Source organism: Streptomyces sp. NRRL S-920, from assembly GCF_000717945.1.
In the GTDB taxonomy this organism is placed as follows: Bacteria; Actinomycetota; Actinomycetes; order Streptomycetales; family Streptomycetaceae; genus Streptomyces; species Streptomyces alboniger.
This window is the reverse complement of the sequence record NZ_JODF01000003.1, coordinates 257,277-274,463: the sequence shown is the minus strand read 5'-3', so window position 1 is coordinate 274,463 and position 17,187 is coordinate 257,277. Positions and strand designations below refer to the sequence as shown.

The window sequence follows — 17,187 nt, the reverse complement described above, 5'->3', positions numbered from 1 at the left end:
CAGGCCGATAGGGGGTCTGGGGGCGAAGCTCCCAGGTCAGGTGCGGGAGGCCGGCGCGCCGCTAGGAGGCGAACAACCGCACAGGCCAAGCCGCGTGCGCCTCCGCCCCGATCTCCAGCAGCGGAGCCGAAGCGGCGGGCAGCGCGTCGATGCCTTCGTCGGCGGCGCGTCTCGCGGCCGCCACCGCGTCCTGCGCGACCCGGTCGAGATCGGGGGCGAGTCGCGCCAGGACCGCGGTGGCGTCGAAGGGGTCGAGGCTCAGCAGCCGCACGGTGGCGGTCGCCGGGCCGCTGACGCCTTCGTACGCCGAGCAGTACGCCGCGTCCTCGGGCCCGAGGCCGGCGGCGCGGGCGGTGAGCCCGAGGACGATCGGCTGGTGGGCACCCTTCGGGAACTTCCGGGCCAGCGCGTCCAGTTCGGGGTGCGGCCAGGTGGCGCGGGCGGCCCGCATCATCTGCCGCCCGAGTCGCCGCGCCGCGGTCCGCAGGGCGGGCGAGGGTGTGCGGGCGTCGGCGGCCTCGTCCAGAGCGGCCGGGTCGATGCCGAGGGCGGCGGCGGCCGCGAGGGCGGCCGTCACCAGGCCGCTGGTGTGGAGCCGCCCCCGGCAGAAGGCCTCCAGGCTCGCGGCTCCGGTGACGCGGCCCGCTTTGACGGCCGCTTCGGCGCCACCGGAGTGGGCGTGCCCGCCTGCGGGGAAACGGCCGTCGGCCAGGACGAGGAGTGCTGCGCGTGACATGTGATCGCCGCCAGGGGTCGTCGGGGCGGCCGGGGCCGGCGGGGTCATGGGGGCCGCCGGGGCCGTCAGGTCCATCAGGACCATCAGAAGAGGAAGTACCGCTGGGCGAGCGGCAGTTGGGAGGCGGGCGACGGCTCGACCAGTTCGCCGTCGATGGTGACGGCGAAGCTGTCGGGGGCGACCTCGACGCGGGGCAGCGCGTCGTTCTCACGCATGTCCGCCTTGGTGCGGCCGCGCGTGGAGCGGATGGCCATGAACGGCTTGTCCAGGCCGAGGCGTTCCGGAAGGCCGTCGTCCAGAGCTGACTGGGTAACGAAGTTGACCGAGTTAAGGGCCGGGGCCTTGCCGTGTGCTCCGAACATGCGGCGCGGCAGGACCGGCTGCGGAGTCGGGATGGACGCGTTGGCGTCGCCCATCTGCGCGTACGTGATCTGTCCGCCCTTGAGGACGAGCTGCGGTTTGACGCCGAAGAACGCCGGGTCCCACAGCACGAGGTCGGCGAGTTTGCCGGACTCGACCGAGCCGACCTCGTGGTCGATGCCCTGGGCGACGGCCGCGTTGATCGTGTACTTGGCGACGTAGCGACGCGCGCGATGGTTGTCGGCGCGGGTGTCCCCCGGCAGGAAGCCGCGGCGCCGCTTCATCACGTGCGCGGTCTGCCAGGTGCGCAGGATGACCTCGCCGACGCGCCCCATCGCCTGGGAGTCGGAGGACATGATCGAGATGGCGCCGAGGTCGTGGAGGATGTCCTCCGCCCCGATGGTGGTGGGCCGGATGCGGGACTCGGCGAAGGCCAGGTCCTCGGGGACGGCCGGGTTGAGGTGGTGGCAGACCATCAGCATGTCGAGGTGTTCCTCGACGGTGTTGACGGTGTGCGGCCGGGTCGGGTTGGTCGAGCTGGGCAGCATGTTCGGCAGCGAGACCGCGGTGATCATGTCGGGGGCGTGTCCGCCGCCCGCGCCCTCGACGTGGAAGGCGTGCAGGGTGCGGCCCGCGACGGCGTCGAAGGTGGCGTCGATGAAGCCCGCCTCGTTCAACGTGTCGGTGTGGACGGCGAGTTGGGCGCCGGTCTCCTCGCAGACATTCAGGCAGGCGTCGATGACGGCGGGCGTCGCGCCCCAGTCCTCGTGGATCTTGAAGCTGACGGCGCCCGCGCGAAGCTGGGCGTGCAGGGAGTCGGCGGAGACGGTGTTGCCCTTGCCGAGGAAGCCGATGTTGACGGGGCTGGACTCCATGGCCGCGAACATCCGCGCGAGGTGCCAGGCGCCCGGGGTGATCGTGGTCGCCTTGCTGCCCTCGGCCGGACCCGTGCCCCCGCCGAAGAGCGTGGTCACGCCGGAGGCGAGCGCCTCGCCGACGAGAGTCGGCGAGATGAAGTGGATGTGGGTGTCGATGCCGCCCGCGGTGAGGATCTTGCCGTTGCCCGCGAGGACTTCGGTCTCCGGGCCGATGACGAGGTCGGGGTGGACGCCGTCCATCGTGTCGGGGTTGCCGGACTTGCCGATGCCGGTGATGCGTCCGTCCCGGATGCCGATGTCGGCCTTGACGATTCCCCAATGGTCGATGATCACCGCGCCGGTGATGACGGTGTCGGGGGCGCCTTCGGCGCGGGTGGTGCGGGACTGGCCCATCGACTCGCGGATGACCTTGCCGCCGCCGAACACCGCCTCGTCGCCGGACCGCCCGGGGCCGCCCGAGCGGTCCTCCTCGATCTCGATCAGCAGATCGGTGTCGGCGAGCCGGATCCGGTCGCCGGTCGTGGGGCCGAACAGGTCGGCGTACGCGGCACGGGACAGCTCAGGCATCGAGGGCACCTCCGGTCTCGCCGCGCAGGCCGGGCACGACGCGCTTGCCGGCCAGCGGGACGAGTTCTACGTCGACGGGGATTCCGGGCTCGAAGCGCACGGCGGTGCCCGCGGCGATGTTCAGCCGCTTTCCGTGCGCGGCGCCGCGGTCGAAGTCCAGACCCGGGTTGGCCTCGGCGAAGTGGTAGTGGGAGCCGACCTGGACGGGACGGTCGGCGGCGTTGAGGACCGTGAGGCGGGTAACCTCGCGGCCCTCGTTGAAGGGGACGGGTTCGTCGGCGAAGAGGACCTCTCCGGGGACGAGGCCATGACCAGTGCCGTGGGTCGCGGCATGCATGAGACGCGTATCCCCCGTCAGACGATCGGGTCGTGGACGGTGACGAGCTTCGTGCCGTCCGGGAAGGTGGCCTCGACCTGGACGTCGTGGATCATCTCGGGGATGCCCTCCATGACGTCGTCGCGGGTGAGGACCCTGCGCCCGGAGGACATCAGCTCGGCGACGGTGCGGCCGTCCCTGGCGCCTTCGAGGATGTGGGAGGTGATGAGGGCGACCGACTCGGGATGGTTGAGCAGCAGCCCCCGCGCCCTTCGCTTCTCGGCCACGTCCGCGGCCACATGGATCAGCAGTCTCTCCTGCTCGTGCGGGGTCAGTTGCACGCGTCCCACCTCACAGTCCTCGCTCCGAACCGTGCGGGGTCCGGCTGCCGCGGCCACCACGACGGGTATAGATGTAACACACAGCGAATGCGCGCGATCTTGCGCACCCTGGCTAAGAAAACCCCTGGTGGCGTGGCACGGGAGAGTAGTTGGGAGGAGTTTCAATGAGGTTAACCAGCTGTTGACCGCGCCATGACCATCAGCTGGGGCGACGCATACTCGTCGGTGCCCGCGGCCGTCCTGGCACAGCTGGCCGGGCATCCTCAGCGGTAACTGGAGTGCGCAAGCAGGGATGTTGGACCTCTCCACCCTCGCGGTGCGCACCACGGTCGCCCCGGCGCCGCGCTCGCCCCGTATACCGTCCGCGGCTAGGTCGCGCGGTGCGGGCGCGGGGGAGACCCTCACCGGACTCGGAGCGCGGCTCGGCCCGGCGGGGGCCCGGGGGGAGGCGCGGACGAGCCTCGCCGCCCGCCGCCCCCACCGAAAGTCAGCGCAAGCTGAGCGGCCTACCTCGCTTCGGGCCCGCGATGTTCCGCCGCGATGCCGAATCGGCGGGGTTCCGACGTGGCGGCCGCGGCCGGCCGTGTGGAGCCGAGTGGTGTGACCGTGCTGACCGCCTGCTCCTCCGAGGACTCGGCGTCCTCTTCGAGGCGGGCCAGGTCGGCGGCGGAGACCAGGGCTACGAGCGGCTTGCCGTGGCGTGTGACGACGACCCGCTCACCGCCGTAGACGACGCGGTTGATCAGCTCGGCAAGCTCTGCCCGGGCTTGCGTCACCGGAATCTCGTAGGCCATGCCCTCCAGCTTAGACGTCGCCCTCCGCGAGCCGCCGGGGCCGGGACGTCGAAAGCACCTCCCCGACTTACGTACGTCCTGTACATTTTTTACAGAGGTCCCGTCCCGGGCCGCCACCGCCGACCGGAAGAGAAGAGGCGTGCCATGAACCGTCCGTCCGCCCGCCATGTCCTGCCCGAGTTCACCGAGCGCACCAGTTCGGGGACGCGGACCCTGGATCCGTACTCGCGGCTCCTGGAGGAGCGGATCGTCTTCCTCGGTACGCCCATCGACGACACGTCGGCGAACGACGTGATGGCGCAGTTCATGCACCTCGAATATCTGGCACCGGACCGCGACATCTCCCTCTACATCAACTCCCCCGGCGGCTCGTTCAGCGCGATGACCGCCATCTACGACACGATGCGGTTCGTCAGCTGCGATGTGGAGACGACATGTCTGGGGCAGGCGGCGTCGGCCGCCGCCGTGCTGCTGGCGGCGGGCACACCGGGCAAGCGGCACGCGCTGCCCGGAGCGCGCGTGCTGATCCACCAGCCCGCCGTCTCCGAGCCGATGCGGGGCCAGGCAAGCGACCTGGCGATCCAGGCCGACGAGATCCTGCGGACCCGGCGGCTCCTGACGGAACTCCTCGTACGGCACACGGGCCAGAGCCAGGAGCGGATCACCGCGGACATCGAGCGGGACAAGATCTTCGACGCGCCCGCCGCGGTCGAGTACGGCCTCGTGGACCGGATCATCCCGAGCCGCAAGACCTCGCTCCACGCGCGCGGGGCGAGGTGACGCGCGGATGCTGCCACCCGAACTGCCGCCGCTGCCCGCACTGACCCACGCCGAGGCGGAGTTGATCGACCGCTACCTCGAAGTCGTCGATCTGGTCGGCCGGATCAACCCCGCCCGCGCCGAGCACACCTACGGCGGGCTGCGCGCCGCCCAGGCGCTGGTCGGCCGGGCGACCGCCCTGCGGGACGCGCTGACCCTCATGCACCAGCGGGGCGAGAGCGAGGTGCACGCCGCCACGCTCGCCCGCGCGTTGCGCGTCCTGGACGGTGAGCGGCGGACCGGTCGCGTCGGCGTGCCGCCCCCGACACGCCCGTGAGCGGACGCGCTCCGCCCTCTCGGAACGTCCGGGTCCGTTTTGAAACGGACCAGTCGGGCTACCCCACTTGGCGTATCCGGTGGCCCGTCATCACGCGGCCGAGAGTTGCACAGGACGCGCACGAAGCGGGCGGAATGAACCGTTCCGGTGCTGGTCGAGCCATCCTCAGACCAGGCGCGCTCGGGTCGAATTCAGCAGTGTCCACCCGAACAGGTCAGTCGTGAGTAGCCTCACAAAACGCCGTTTCGACTCGGTTTTCGAGTCGTTTTCGGGTCAAGATCCCTTCCGACGACAAGCCTCCGCCACAGCGGCGGGGCGATCCGGGCGGACGCCGAGTCCTGCCGCCACCCGGATGACCGGTCGACATCGGTGCACCGGCAGGAGTGGAGGACCCAAGCACGGCGGGCCCGTCCGGAAAGTCCGGACGACGCCCTTGGGGTGAAGCCGCAGAGCACGACGCGGCCGGGCATCTTCGCCTGCCCGAACCCGACAGGTCATCCTTCACAGGCGGCTGACGAAGGGTTACGCATGACCGCGCTGAATCACGTTCCGTCGCTGCTCGGCAGGACGGGTGCCGCATCGGCTCTCACGCTCGCCGTCGTAGGCGGCACCATCGTGGCCCCCGGGCTCACGTCGGAAGCCGAGGCAGCCACCCACGGGACGAAGGCGCTCAAGATCGCGGCGTCCAAGAAGGGCTCCCCGTACCGCTACGGGGCCGCGGGGCCCAACCGGTTCGACTGCTCGGGCCTGACGCTGTACTCGTTCAAGCGCACGGGCAAGAAGCTGCCGCGCACCGCCGCCGCGCAGTACAACAAGACCCGGCACATCGCCAAGTCCCAGCGGACCCACGGCGACCTCGTGTTCTTCCACTCGGGCCGCAACGTCTACCACGTCGGTATCTACGCGGGTAACGGCCGTATCTGGCACTCGCCGAAGAAGGGGGCCGTAGTGCGCCTGGAGAAGATCTGGACCAAGAGCGTCTGGTACGGCCGCGTCCGCTGATCCGGCTCGCCGCGCCCCGCACGCCGCACGGCCGCTCCCCGAGGGGCCGTGCGGCGTCACGCCAGGAGCGGTTCGAGGACGAGCACCACACCCAACGCGCCGAGCGCGCCGCCGGTGAGGGCTTCGGCGGTGCGGGCGGCGCGCGGCCCGCGCAGCCGGCCGCCGAGGCGGTCCACCAGGAGCGCCACGACCGGGAACCACAGCAGGGCGAACGCCACGATGATGGCCGCGAGCAGCAGGGTCCTGGGCATCGCGGGGCTGCCCTCGGGCACGAACTGCGGCAGCACGCCGAGGAACGTGATGGACGCCTTCGGGTTCAGGGCGTTGGTGAGGAAGCCCTCGCGCAGACCTCCGCCCCGCACCACCGGCTCACCGCCCGGCTCGCCGCCCGGCACGGTGCCCGCCCGCGCCGCGGAGCGCAGCGCGCGGACAGCCAGGTACAGCACGTAGACCCCGCCGGCGACTTGAAGCGCCTTGAAGAGCGCGGGCACGGCCGCGAGCACCGCCGCGACCCCCGCGACCGCCAGCGCCGTGTGCACGAGAAGCCCGGCGGCGATGCCGATCGCACAGGCGACCCCGGCCCGCCGGGAGACGAGGGCGTTGCGTACGACGACGGTGAAGTCGGCGCCCGGCACGGCAACCATGCCCGCGGCGACCCCGGTGAAGGCGACCAGTTGTGCGTCCATGCCGCCCAGCCTGCCGGGCGGAGGCCTTCAGCGGGTATGTGCAATATCCTGGGTCTGCCTTAAGCAGACGTTTAGCCCGCGGCCCGGCGAGGCGCGCGTCGCACGGAGGGCGGTTCCCATGTATGACCCCACACGGCTCGCCGCGCTCGTCGCAGTCTCCGAGGCCGGTTCGATCACCCGGGCCGCCGAGCGCCTCGGCTACACCGTGCCCGCGCTCTCCCAGCAGCTGGCCAAGCTGGAGCGGGAGGCGGGCGCCGCCCTTCTCGTACGCCACCACCGCGGGGCCAGGCTGACCGGCGCGGGTGAGCTTCTCGTGGGCCATGCCCGCCGGGTGCTCGACGAGATGGAGCGGGCCCGGCACGAACTGGCGCGGTTCGCCGGGCTCTCCGGGGGCCGGCTGCGCGTGGGCACCTTCCAGACCGCGGGCATCCATCTGCTGCCGCCCGTCCTGACGGCTTTCCGCAGGGCCCATCCGGAGGTGGAGCTGACGGTGACCGACCACGAACCGCCCTTCGGTGTGGCGGCCGTGGCGGCGGGCGAGATCGACCTGGCCCTCACCCACACCTACGAGCCCGCCGACCCCTTGCCGCTGCCCTCCGGGGTGTCGGCCGAGCCGGTCCTGGTGGAGGAGCTGGTCCTGGTGACCCAGCCGGGGCACGCCCTGACGAGCGGGACGTCCCGGCTGCCGCCGGCCGAGCTGGCCGGGCAGCCACTGATCAGCATGGCGCCCGACCACCCGCCGCGGCATGCCGTGGAGCGGGCTCTCGCGCGGGCCGGTGCGACCCCCTCCGTGGTCGTCGGCACGCCGGGCTACGTCCTGGTCTGCGCCCTGGTCAGCGCGGGGCTCGGGGTCGCCGTGGTGCCCGAGATGGTGGCGCGCACCGCGTCGACGCCCGTCGGTATGCGGCTCCTCGACCCCGGTGACCTGCGGCGGACCATCTCCGTCAGCTACCGCGCCGAGGAGTCGAACGCGGCGGCGGACTCCTTCCGGGCGCTGCTGCGCGGGGCGTTCGGGCGCTCGGCGAGTCCGAACTGAGCCGGGGACGTCCCGCGCTCAGCGCGCCGGGTCGCGGTGCCGGTGCTGGACGGGGACCGTCCAGGGCAGGGCGATCCACACGGTCTTGCCGCCCTCCTCGGTGGGGCTGACCGAGAGCCTGCCGCCGCACTCGGCGGTGAGCCAGCGGACGATGACCATGCCGCGGCCGTTGTCCTGCTGGACGGCGGCCGGAAGCCGCTTCGGATAGCGCGGGTGGCTGTCGGTGACGCCGATCCGCAGCTGCTCGTCCCGGTCAAGCTCGACGTCCACGGTGAAGGTGGGCGACTGCCCGCGGGTGTGCTGCACGGCGTTCGTGGCCAGCTCGGAGACGATGAGTCTGATGGTGTCCCCCACCTCGGCGTCACCGGGCAGGCCCCATTCCATGAGGACGTTCGCCACGTATTTCCGGGCGGCGCAGACCGAGGCGGGATCGCTCGGCAGAGTGACGGATGCTTCCTGGTGATCTGCCATGGCGACGCTGTCCCTTTCCCACCGGGGCCGGTCTCCGAACTCGTAGCGGATGACCCGAGGACGGCCCCGGACTGGTGCTTCAGGCCAGCGTCCCACTCCTTAACCGGTCACGGGTGGCGATCCACCGAGATGTGCATATATCTGTCGCTCGAAGCGGTGAACTCTGCTACGGCCGACCGTATTTGGGCGTAGGGGCGGCACTTCCTCTACTGTCGCCTTTGTCCCCCGCTCCGCCGCCGGGACGCCCGACGGCTCGGTCCGGAAGGAGACGGACATGCAGCACGGCCCCGCGGTGCGCCGCCGCCGACTCGGCGCCGAACTGCGCGCGCTGCGCGGCCTCGCGGGCCTCACCAGCAGCCAGGCCGCCGCGAAGGTGGGCTGGCACCAGTCGAAGGTGAGCCGGATCGAGACCGGCCGCAGCGGCGTGAAGGCCACGGATGTACGCCTCCTGCTCGACGCGTACGAGGTGCGGGACCCCCACCTCAGCGAGCTGCTCGTGGCGTTGGCCGGGACCGACGAGACCGGCACCGCGGGGCGTCACCACTGGTGGAAGGCCTACCGTGACCTGCTGCCCGCCGCCTACCGCGACTTCATCAGCCTGGAGGCGCAGGCCGGCTGGATGCGCACCCTGGAGACCTCGGTGGTCCCCGGCCTCCTCCAGACCCCCGAGTACGCGCGCGCGGTGACCCGGGCCGCGCTCGGCGGGCTCTCCGAGAAGGAGGTCGACTCGCTGGTGGAGGTGCGCCTGGCCCGGCAGGACGTGCTGCGCGCGGACCCGCCGCTGCGGCTGAGCGTGGTCCTGGACGAGGCGGTTTTGCGCCGACCCGTGGGCGGTCCCGGAGTCCTCGCGCGGCAGCTCGCACGGTTACAGGAGGTGGCGATGTTGCCGCAGGTGCGACTTCAGGTGCTGCCGTTCGCCTCCGGAGAGCATGTGGGTCTCATCGGGTCTTTCGTTATGTTCTCTTTTCGGAACATTGCTGATCTGGATGTGGTTGTTCTCGACCACTTGACGAGTAGCCTCTACCTGGAACGGAAAGAAGACCTCCAGGCGTACACGGAGGCCTTCAACTCCCTTCAGGAACAGGCGCTTTCCCCCGAGGACTCAAAGGAATTCATCGCCGGGCTATACGACGGCGCGTAAGGAGGCACCATGACCGCAATGCCTCGGTACGTACCTTCAAGCACCACCCTTCAGGGCGCGCGGTGGCAGCGCAGCAGCCGCAGCAATGGAATGAACAACTGTGTCGAGACAGCCACGCTCGACTCCGGCACGCTGAGCGGCCTGCTGGCCGTGCGCGACTCGAAGAGCACCGCGGGGCCCGCCCTGCTGTTCTCCCCCGGTCCCTGGGAGACGTTCGTCGACAGCCTCCGGTGAGCGCGGTCCGGCCCCGCGCGGGCCGGACCGTCGGCCGTCTCATCGGGGCGCGGCGCGGCTGATCACTCGTACGGCATCGGCGATCTGTGGGCCGGTGAGATCCGCGCGGGCGGTCAGCCGCAGCCTCGAAATCCCGTCCGGCACCGATGGCGGCCTGAAGCAGCCCACCGCCAGGCCCGCGGCCCGGCAGTCGGCGGCCCAGCGCACGGCCGACTCCGGTGACGGCGCGCGTACGGAGACGACGGCGGCGTCGGGGCGTACCGCCGACAGACCCTCGGCCGTGAGGAGTCGATGCAGCTCAGCGGCGACCTGGCGCGCGCGAGCCGCGCGTTCGGGCTCGCGGCGCAGCAGCCGCAGGGCCGCGAGCGCGGCGCCCACCGCCGCGGGCGCGAGCCCCGTGTCGAAGATGAAGGTCCGCGCGGCGTTCACCAGATGGTCGATGACCTTGGCGGGTCCGAGCACGGCGCCGCCCTGGCTGCCGAAGGACTTCGAGAGGGTGACGGTGACCACCGTGTCGGCGGCGCCCGCCAGCCCGGCGGCCTGCGGGGCGCCCCGGCCGCCGTCGCCCAGCACACCGAGCCCGTGGGCGTCGTCGACGATGAGCCCCGCGCCGAACTCCCGGCATACGTTCGCCAGTTCGGCCAGCGGTGCGGCGTCGCCGTCCACCGAGAACACCGAGTCGGACACCATGACGGCGGGGCCTTCGTGGCCCTCCAGCGTCTTGCGCACCGCCTCGGGGTCGGTGTGCGGCACCACCTGGGTGGCGCCGCGCGCGAGGCGGCAGCCGTCGATCAAGGAGGCGTGGTTGCCCGCGTCGGAGACGATCAGCGAGCCGTGCGGGGCGAGCGCGGTGACCGCCGCGAGGTTGGCCGCGTACCCCGAGGAGAGCACGAGCGCCGCCTCGAAGCCGCAGAACTCGGCGAGTTCCCGCTCCAGCTCGGCGTGCAGCTCCGTGGACCCCGTGACGAGCCGCGAGCCGGTGGCGCCGCCACCCCACCGCTGGGCCGCCGCGGCGGCGCCGTCGGTGATCTCCGGGTGGCGGGTCAGGCCCAGGTAGTCGTTGCTCGCCAGATCGAGGAGGCCGCCCGCGGCCGCGGCGCGCGGACGCAGCGTGCGGACGAGTCCGGCGTCGGCGCGCAGGCGCGCCTGCTCGTCGATCCAGTCGAACGGCGCGCGCGTCGACGGCGGCGCACACGCGGCGCCGGACGGACCCGGCGCCGGAGTCACGGGGTGCCTGTTTGTAGACATTGCACAGACCCTAGCGGTCTTGCCATCTGGCCAGTATGTGGCAATACCCACACCTCAAACCGGTTCTGTTGTACGAACTCTCCTTGGCCGGGGCGCCTGCTGTGCGTAAGGATCAGCGCCATGGATCTGCTGAACACGCTGGTGGACAAGGGGCTTCGGCGCGAACTGCCGACCCGCGAAGAGGCGCTGGCCGTACTGGCCACCTCCGACGACGAACTCCTGGACGTAGTGGCCGCCGCCGGAAAGGTGCGGCGGCAGTGGTTCGGGCGACGGGTGAAACTCAACTATCTGGTCAACCTCAAGTCGGGCCTGTGCCCCGAGGACTGCTCGTACTGCTCGCAGCGGCTCGGGTCGAAGGCCGAGATTCTCAAGTACACGTGGCTGAAGCCCGACGAGGCCTCGCAGGCCGCCGCGGCCGGCGTCGCGGGTGGCGCGAAGCGGGTCTGCCTGGTGGCCAGCGGCCGCGGGCCCACCGATCGTGACGTGGACCGGGTGGCGGAGACCATCGCGGCGGTCAAGGAACAGAACGAGGGCGTCGAGGTGTGCGCCTGCCTCGGCCTGCTCTCCGACGGTCAGGCGGAGCGGCTGCGGGGCGCGGGCGCGGACGCGTACAACCACAACCTGAACACGTCCGAGGCCACGTACGCGGGCATCACCAAGACGCACACCTACGCCGACCGCGTGGACACCGTCCAGAAGGCGCACGCGGCGGGGCTCTCCGCCTGCTCCGGGCTGATCGCGGGCATGGGCGAGACCGACGAGGACCTGGTGGACGTGGTCTTCTCGCTGCGCGAGCTTGACCCGGACTCGGTGCCGGTGAACTTCCTGATCCCGATGGAGGGCACCCCGCTGGCCAAGGAGTGGAACCTCACTCCGCAGCGCTGCCTGCGCATCCTCGCGATGGTCCGCTTCGTCTGCCCGGACGCCGAGGTGCGCATCGCCGGAGGCCGCGAGGTCCACCTGCGCTCGATGCAGCCGCTCGCCCTGAACCTCGCCAATTCGATCTTCCTCGGCGACTACCTGACCAGTGAGGGCCAGGCCGGCAAGGCGGACCTGGACATGATCGCGGACGCCGGTTTCGAGGTCGAGGGCGCGGATCAGGTGACGCTGCCGGAGCACCGGGTGGACGCGGTGGCGGGCTGCGGTTCGCACGCGTCCCAGGGGGGCTGCGGCTCGCACGACGCCCAGGGCTGCGGCTCGCACGAGGGCGGCGGCTGCGGCCCCTGCGGGACGGGCGAGCCCGCGGTGGAGGCCTCCAACGAGGCGCGTACGGACCTGGTGGCGGTACGCCGCAGGGGCGCGGGAACGGATCTGGCGCCCAATGCCTGACCTTCCCCTCGGCGACCTCCTCGAACTGGACCGTCGCCATGTGTGGCACCCCTACGGGCCGATGCCCGGACGCCAGGAGCCCCTGGTCGTCGAGTCGGCGAGCGGGGTGCGGCTGCGCCTCGCGGACGGTTCGGGCGAGCTGATCGACGGCATGTCGTCGTGGTGGTCCGCGATCCACGGCTACAACCACCCGGTGCTGAACGAAGCGGTGCGCGGCCAGCTCGGCCGGATGAGCCACGTCATGTTCGGCGGGCTCACGCACGAGCCCGCCGTGGCACTGGCGAAGCGCCTTGTCGATATGTCTCCCGAGGGCCTCGAGCACGTCTTCCTGACCGACTCCGGTTCGGTCTCGGTCGAGGTCGCGGTGAAGATGTGCCTCCAGCACTGGCGTTCGCTCGGCCGCCCCGAGAAGCGGCGGATGCTGACCTGGCGCGGCGGCTACCACGGCGACACCTGGCAGCCGATGTCCGTCTGCGACCCCAAGGGCGGCATGCACGAGCTGTGGCAGGGGGCCCTGCCGGTCCAGGTCTTCGCGGACGCGCCGCCGGCCGCGTACGAGGAGACGTACTCGGATCATCTGCGCGAGCTGATCGAGCGTCACGCCGATGAGCTGGCCGCGGTGATCGTGGAGCCCGTGGTGCAGGGCGCGGGCGGGATGCGGTTCCACTCCCCCGCCTATCTGCGCGTGCTGCGCGAGGCGTGCGACGCGCATGACGTGCTCCTGGTGTTCGACGAGATCGCCACGGGCTTCGGCCGTACGGGAGCGCTGTTCGCCGCGGACCACGCGGGTGTCACGCCCGACGTGATGTGCGTGGGCAAGGCGATGACCGGCGGCTATCTGACGATGGCGGCGACGCTGTGCACGTCGCGGGTGGCGGACGGCATCTCGCGGGGCGAGGTGCCGGTGCTCGCGCACGGGCCGACGTTCATGGGCAATCCGCTGGCCGCCGCGGTGGCGGGCGCCTCCATCGACCTGCTCCTCGGGCAGGACTGGCCGACCGAGGTCAAGCGCATCGAGACGGGCCTGCGCGAGGGCCTTGCCGAGGCCGAGGCCCTGCCCGGTGTACGGGAGGTCCGGGTCCTCGGCGCGATCGGTGTCGTCCAGCTGGAGCACCCGGTGGACATGGAGGCGGCGACGCGGGCGGCGGTGCGCGAGGGCGTGTGGCTGCGGCCGTTCCGCGACCTGATCTACACGATGCCGCCGTTCATCACGGGTGACGACGACGTGGCACAGGTCGCGCGCGCGGTGTGCGCCGCGGCGAGGGAGGGCTGACATGACGGTGATGGTGGTGTCCGGGACGGGCACGGAGATCGGCAAGACGGTGACGACGGCCGCGGTGGCCGCGGTGGCGCTGGCGGCCGGGCGGAGCGTGGCGGTGCTCAAGCCCGCGCAGACCGGGGTGGCGCCCGGGGAGCCGGGCGACGCGCAGGAGGTGGCGCGGCTCGCGGGTGGTGACATCACCACGCTCGAACTCGCGCGTTTCCCCGAGCCGTTGGCGCCCAACACCGCGGCGCGGCGGGCCGGTATGGCGATGGTGCGCCCGCACGATGTGGCCGACGCCGCGGGGAAGCTGGCGGCGGAGCACGACCTGGTCCTGGTGGAGGGGGCGGGCGGGCTGCTCGTCCGTCTCGACGACGAGGGCGGCACGCTCGCCGACGCCGCGAGGCTGCTGGACGCCCCGGTCCTGGTGGTCGCGACGGCGGGCCTCGGCACGCTGAACACGACGACGCTGACGGCCGAGGCCCTGCGGGCCCGCGGCGTACGCCAACTGGGCGTCACCATCGGCAGCTGGCCGACCGCGCCCGACCTGGCCTCCCGCTGCAATCTGGCGGACCTCCCGCGAGAAGCGGACGCACCGCTCCTCGGCGCGATCCCGGAGAACGCCGCAGCCCTGGACGCCCCGGACTTCCGCGCCGCGGCCGGGAGCTGGCTGGCTCCCGTGCTCGGCGGCACGTGGGACGCGGAGGCCTTCACGCGGGGGCAGGCGCCGGGGCCGGTGGGGCGCTGAGCGGCGCGGGGTGCGTACGGGCGCGGCGGGTCGCGCCGCGTACCGCCCCGCGCGGGGACGCCTCGCCGTGGGCGGGAGGGGAATGGGGCCCACCGGGGCACCATTGCGGTAACCGCTCGCCCCGCCGAGGAGGGCCCATGTCACCGCGCTCCGCCGAACCGGCGTTCCGGGACGCCGTGCACCACCCCGTCTTCGCCCGGTTCTACGCTCGCCAGAGCGTGGCCGTCGAACCCGTGATCTCCGCCCACCGCAAGGAACTGCTCGCCGGGCTCTGCGGCCGGGTCATCGAGGTCGGTGCGGGCAACGGGCTGAACTTCGCGCACTATCCGGGCGCGGTCTGCGAGGTCGTGGCGATCGAACCGGAGCGCGTCCTGCGGCAGCTCGCCGTCTCCGCGGCCCTGCGCGCCGACGTCCCCGTCGATGTGGTGCCGGGCACCGCGGAGGCGCTGCCCGTCAAGAGCGAGGCGTTCGACGCGGCCGTCGCCTCCCTCGTGCTGTGCAGCGTGCGCGATGTGCGGCGGGCGCTCGGCGAGCTGCGCCGGGTCCTGCGGCCCGGTGGTGAGCTGCGCTTCTTCGAGCACGGGCGGGCCCCCGGCGCCTTGATGGCCGCCACCCAGCGCGTCCTGGACCGCACGGTGTGGCCCCCGCTGTTCGGCGGCTGCCACGTCGCGCGGGACCCGCTGGCCGCGCTGCGCGAGGCGGGCTTCGAACTCGGCGCGTACCGCCGCGTCCTGGTGCCCGCGAAGGGGCCGCGCCTGCCCACCTCGTACTGCGTACTGGGCACGGCGCGCCGCCCGCGGGACTCGTGACGCCCGGGGCGCGACCCGCCCCGGGCACCCGTGCCCGGTGTCAGATCGGCTGGGTCAGGTTGAGCGCGTTGCCGTCCGGGTCCCTGACGTGCGCGACGCGCTGGCCCCAGGGCATGTCGTTCGGCTCCCCCAACACCGTCCCGCCGAGCGGCTCGACCCGCTTGAGCACGTCGTCGACGGCGTCCACCCGCACGCTCAGGAGCACCCGCCCCGGCGTGCCGGTCACGGCCTCGGTGTTCGCGACGATGCCGAGTCCCGCGTCACCGATCCGCAGGTCCACGAAGAAGACGTCGCCGTCCGGCGGATACCGCTCGGCCAGCTCGGCCCCGAGCAGCTCGCGGTAGAAGGAGTGGAGGCGGTCGACGTCCGGGGTGACGACGATCGGATGGATCGCGGCGGGCATGGGGTTCTCCTCCTGCTGACGGGCACCGGCTCCTTTCTGACTGTCCCCGAGGCGGCAACTCATCGCCCGGCCGTGACTCAAAGGCTCCACTGCCGCAACCGCTCCGCGATCGCCTGCACGCTCGCGCCGTCCTCCTTCACCAGTCGGGCCAGGTCCCGCACCTGTTCGGGCGAGGTGACGACCTTCAGGCCGCTGGAGACGAGATAGGCGTACGCGACGGAGGCGGCGAAGAGCGCGTTCGAACGTTCGAGCGCGGGGATGTGGAGCAGCAGTTGCAGGAGCGCCGCGGCCCGGTCGTGCGGCGTTTCGTAGACGGGCACGCCGAATATCTCCGCGTCGTGCCGGCTGAGGGCGGCGACCAGCGCGCCCCAGTCGGTGACCTGGGGGTCTCCGGGCGTCTTGTGTTCGGCGATCATCAGGAGCCAGGCAAGATCGATTCTGAGGTTCAACGGCTCAACGACGACCTTCACCGAACGGCCGCGCGGTGTCCTGCACGGTCTGTACGGGACGGGGCGCCTCACGGACCGGACGGGTCCCTTCGCGCTCCGTGCCGAACTCCTCGGCGAAGACGCTCTCGTACTGCTTCATGAAGTCGGCGGCCGCCTCGACGAACGTATGCCCGACTTCGCCGGCGTCCTGCTTCACGAGTTGCTCTATGTAGCGGTTCACGCTCATCCCTCGGGCCAGGGCGCGCTCCCGCGCGGCCCGGGCGGTGTCCTCGTCCACCCGCACGTTCAGCTGAGTCTTCGCCATCCCTTCAAGCTAGCGCCGGGGTGCTAGCGCGACAAGGGCGCCAGGACCATGCCCCTTACATGCGTCCGCAGGCCCGACCTGGGAGGGATACCGCGGGGGTGGACCCCGCCGCTACTCTCTCCGGAATCAGAGGAGTTGGCCCGGGCACAACCCAGGAGGCGGCCTTGTCCACACCTGCTTCGGCACCGTTCACCGGCCGCTCCTCAGCCGCCGGCACCGCCGCGCGCGCCCGCGGTCTGACCAAGGCGTACGGCTCGGGCGAGACGACCGTGCTCGCCCTCGACTCGGTCGACGTGGACATCGCGCGCGAGCGGTTCACGGCCGTCATGGGCCCCTCGGGTTCGGGGAAGTCCACGCTCATGCACTGCCTCGCCGGGCTCGACAGCGTCTCGGCGGGGCAGGTGTGGCTCGGCGACACGGAGATCACCGGCCTCAAGGAGCGGGAGCTGACGCGGCTGCGGCGCGACCGCATCGGCTTCATGTTCCAGTCGTTCAACCTGATCCCCACGCTCAACGCGCTGGAGAACATGACGCTGCCCATGGACATCGCGGGGCAGCGGCCCGACCAGGCCTGGCTGGAGCACGTGATCGACACGCTGGGGCTGCGGGACCGGCTGAAGCACCGTCCGGCGCAGCTCTCCGGAGGACAGCAGCAGCGGGTGGCCTGTGCGCGGGCGCTGGCGTCGAAGCCCGAGCTGATCTTCGCCGACGAGCCGACCGGCAACCTCGACTCGCGGGCCGGCCTCGAAGTCCTCGGCTTTCTGCGCGACGCGGTCGACCAGCTCGGTCAGACCGTCGTCATGGTGACCCACGACCCCGGCGCCGCCGCCCACTCCGACCTGGTGCTCTTTCTCGGCGACGGACGGATCGTGGACGACATGGAACGCCCGACGGCCGACGCGGTACTCGAACGCATGAAGCGTTTCGACTCCCTGCACGCGGTGGCACCCACCGACCGCCCGTCCGAGCAGAGCTGAA

Annotated in this window: 22 protein-coding genes and 1 riboswitch; of the genes, 11 read left to right on the top strand and 11 right to left on the bottom strand. The window is 71.9% G+C overall.

The features are described from left to right. Window positions 1-61: 61 nt before the first annotated feature. The 5 genes from IG54_RS0104295 to IG54_RS0104275 form a co-directional block, all read right to left on the bottom strand. On the bottom strand, window positions 62-736 hold the full coding sequence (locus IG54_RS0104295) for an urease accessory protein UreF (RefSeq protein WP_030777454.1): 675 nt from the start codon (window positions 734-736) through the stop codon (window positions 62-64). A gap of 83 nt (window positions 737-819) precedes the next feature. Continuing rightward, on the bottom strand, window positions 820-2,541 hold the full coding sequence (locus IG54_RS0104290) for an urease subunit alpha (protein WP_030777452.1): 1,722 nt from the start codon (window positions 2,539-2,541) through the stop codon (window positions 820-822). Further along, window positions 2,534-2,878 (bottom strand): urease subunit beta, encoded by a 345-nt coding sequence (locus tag IG54_RS0104285; protein WP_030777450.1) that lies wholly within the window; start codon window positions 2,876-2,878, stop codon window positions 2,534-2,536. Before IG54_RS0104285 ends, IG54_RS0104290 begins: the two co-directional genes overlap by 8 nt. Window positions 2,879-2,895: 17 nt before the next feature. Further along, the gene (locus tag IG54_RS0104280) at window positions 2,896-3,198 is read right to left on the bottom strand and encodes an urease subunit gamma (protein ID WP_030777448.1); all 303 of its coding nucleotides are present in this window, start codon (window positions 3,196-3,198) and stop codon (window positions 2,896-2,898) included. A gap of 506 nt (window positions 3,199-3,704) precedes the next feature. Next, window positions 3,705-3,992: a type II toxin-antitoxin system Phd/YefM family antitoxin gene (locus tag IG54_RS0104275; protein ID WP_030777446.1), complete on the bottom strand. Its 288-nt coding sequence runs from the start codon at window positions 3,990-3,992 to the stop codon at window positions 3,705-3,707. Between the two features lie 144 nt (window positions 3,993-4,136). Between IG54_RS0104275 and IG54_RS0104270 the strand changes: the two genes are divergently transcribed. From IG54_RS0104270 to IG54_RS0104260, 3 genes are all read left to right on the top strand, one after another. Further along, the gene (locus tag IG54_RS0104270) at window positions 4,137-4,772 is read left to right on the top strand and encodes an ATP-dependent Clp protease proteolytic subunit (RefSeq protein WP_030777444.1); all 636 of its coding nucleotides are present in this window, start codon (window positions 4,137-4,139) and stop codon (window positions 4,770-4,772) included. 7 nt (window positions 4,773-4,779) lie between these two features. Next, the gene (locus IG54_RS0104265) at window positions 4,780-5,088 is read left to right on the top strand and encodes a hypothetical protein (RefSeq protein WP_030777442.1); all 309 of its coding nucleotides are present in this window, start codon (window positions 4,780-4,782) and stop codon (window positions 5,086-5,088) included. Window positions 5,089-5,436: 348 nt separating this feature from the next. Then, window positions 5,437-5,613: riboswitch (cyclic di-AMP (ydaO/yuaA leader) on the top strand. A gap of 3 nt (window positions 5,614-5,616) precedes the next feature. Beyond that, the gene (locus IG54_RS0104260; RefSeq protein ID WP_030777441.1) at window positions 5,617-6,090 is read left to right on the top strand and encodes a C40 family peptidase; all 474 of its coding nucleotides are present in this window, start codon (window positions 5,617-5,619) and stop codon (window positions 6,088-6,090) included. A gap of 56 nt (window positions 6,091-6,146) precedes the next feature. On the opposite strand, the gene IG54_RS0104255 is transcribed toward IG54_RS0104260, so the two are convergent. Continuing rightward, the gene (locus IG54_RS0104255; protein WP_030777440.1) at window positions 6,147-6,776 is read right to left on the bottom strand and encodes a LysE family translocator; all 630 of its coding nucleotides are present in this window, start codon (window positions 6,774-6,776) and stop codon (window positions 6,147-6,149) included. Between the two features lie 118 nt (window positions 6,777-6,894). On the opposite strand from IG54_RS0104255, the gene IG54_RS0104250 reads away from it, so the two are divergent. Further along, window positions 6,895-7,812, top strand: a complete 918-nt coding sequence (locus tag IG54_RS0104250; RefSeq protein ID WP_030777439.1) for a LysR family transcriptional regulator — start codon at window positions 6,895-6,897, stop codon at window positions 7,810-7,812. Window positions 7,813-7,830: 18 nt separating this feature from the next. Here IG54_RS0104250 and IG54_RS0104245 read toward each other — a convergent pair whose 3' ends face one another. After that, window positions 7,831-8,283, bottom strand: coding sequence for an ATP-binding protein (locus IG54_RS0104245; RefSeq protein ID WP_030777438.1), 453 nt, complete (start codon window positions 8,281-8,283; stop codon window positions 7,831-7,833). A 274-nt stretch (window positions 8,284-8,557) separates the two neighbouring features. Here IG54_RS0104245 and IG54_RS0104240 point away from each other — a divergent pair, with 274 nt between their 5' ends. Together IG54_RS0104240 and IG54_RS0104235 are read left to right on the top strand one after the other, a co-directional pair. Further along, complete coding sequence (locus IG54_RS0104240) at window positions 8,558-9,424, top strand: helix-turn-helix domain-containing protein (RefSeq protein ID WP_030777436.1); 867 nt, start codon at window positions 8,558-8,560, stop codon at window positions 9,422-9,424. Window positions 9,425-9,433: 9 nt separating this feature from the next. Then, window positions 9,434-9,658, top strand: coding sequence for a DUF397 domain-containing protein (locus tag IG54_RS0104235; RefSeq protein WP_030777433.1), 225 nt, complete (start codon window positions 9,434-9,436; stop codon window positions 9,656-9,658). A gap of 39 nt (window positions 9,659-9,697) precedes the next feature. Here IG54_RS0104235 and IG54_RS0104230 read toward each other — a convergent pair whose 3' ends face one another. Next, entirely contained in the window at window positions 9,698-10,906 is a 1,209-nt protein-coding gene (locus IG54_RS0104230; RefSeq protein ID WP_078593681.1) for an 8-amino-7-oxononanoate synthase, read from the bottom strand. A gap of 120 nt (window positions 10,907-11,026) precedes the next feature. On the opposite strand from IG54_RS0104230, the gene bioB reads away from it, so the two are divergent. From bioB to IG54_RS0104210, 4 genes are all read left to right on the top strand, one after another. Further along, window positions 11,027-12,235, top strand: a complete 1,209-nt coding sequence (gene bioB, locus IG54_RS0104225; RefSeq protein WP_030777429.1) for a biotin synthase BioB — start codon at window positions 11,027-11,029, stop codon at window positions 12,233-12,235. Further along, entirely contained in the window at window positions 12,228-13,508 is a 1,281-nt protein-coding gene (locus IG54_RS0104220; protein WP_030777427.1) for an adenosylmethionine--8-amino-7-oxononanoate transaminase, read from the top strand. Before bioB ends, IG54_RS0104220 begins: the two co-directional genes overlap by 8 nt. Before the next feature lies 1 nt (window position 13,509). Next, window positions 13,510-14,244 carry a dethiobiotin synthase gene (gene bioD, locus IG54_RS0104215; RefSeq protein WP_030777426.1) on the top strand — a complete coding sequence of 245 codons (735 nt, stop codon included), beginning with the start codon at window positions 13,510-13,512 and terminating at the stop codon, window positions 14,242-14,244. 137 nt (window positions 14,245-14,381) lie between these two features. Then, a complete protein-coding gene (locus tag IG54_RS0104210; RefSeq protein ID WP_030777425.1) occupies window positions 14,382-15,053 on the top strand; it encodes a class I SAM-dependent methyltransferase in 672 nt (223 codons plus the stop codon). Between the two features lie 40 nt (window positions 15,054-15,093). On the opposite strand, the gene IG54_RS0104205 is transcribed toward IG54_RS0104210, so the two are convergent. The 3 genes from IG54_RS0104205 to IG54_RS0104195 all read right to left on the bottom strand — a co-directional run bounded on the left by IG54_RS0104205 (window position 15,094) and on the right by IG54_RS0104195 (window position 16,209). After that, the gene (locus IG54_RS0104205) at window positions 15,094-15,456 is read right to left on the bottom strand and encodes a VOC family protein (protein WP_030777424.1); all 363 of its coding nucleotides are present in this window, start codon (window positions 15,454-15,456) and stop codon (window positions 15,094-15,096) included. 77 nt (window positions 15,457-15,533) lie between these two features. Beyond that, window positions 15,534-15,905, bottom strand: a complete 372-nt coding sequence (locus IG54_RS0104200; protein ID WP_030777423.1) for a hypothetical protein — start codon at window positions 15,903-15,905, stop codon at window positions 15,534-15,536. A 4-nt stretch (window positions 15,906-15,909) separates the two neighbouring features. Next, on the bottom strand, window positions 15,910-16,209 hold the full coding sequence (locus IG54_RS0104195) for a hypothetical protein (protein WP_030777421.1): 300 nt from the start codon (window positions 16,207-16,209) through the stop codon (window positions 15,910-15,912). A 164-nt stretch (window positions 16,210-16,373) separates the two neighbouring features. Between IG54_RS0104195 and IG54_RS0104190 the strand changes: the two genes are divergently transcribed. Continuing rightward, window positions 16,374-17,186 (top strand): ABC transporter ATP-binding protein, encoded by an 813-nt coding sequence (locus IG54_RS0104190; protein WP_030777417.1) that lies wholly within the window; start codon window positions 16,374-16,376, stop codon window positions 17,184-17,186. The last annotated feature ends 1 nt before the right edge of the window (window position 17,187 follow it).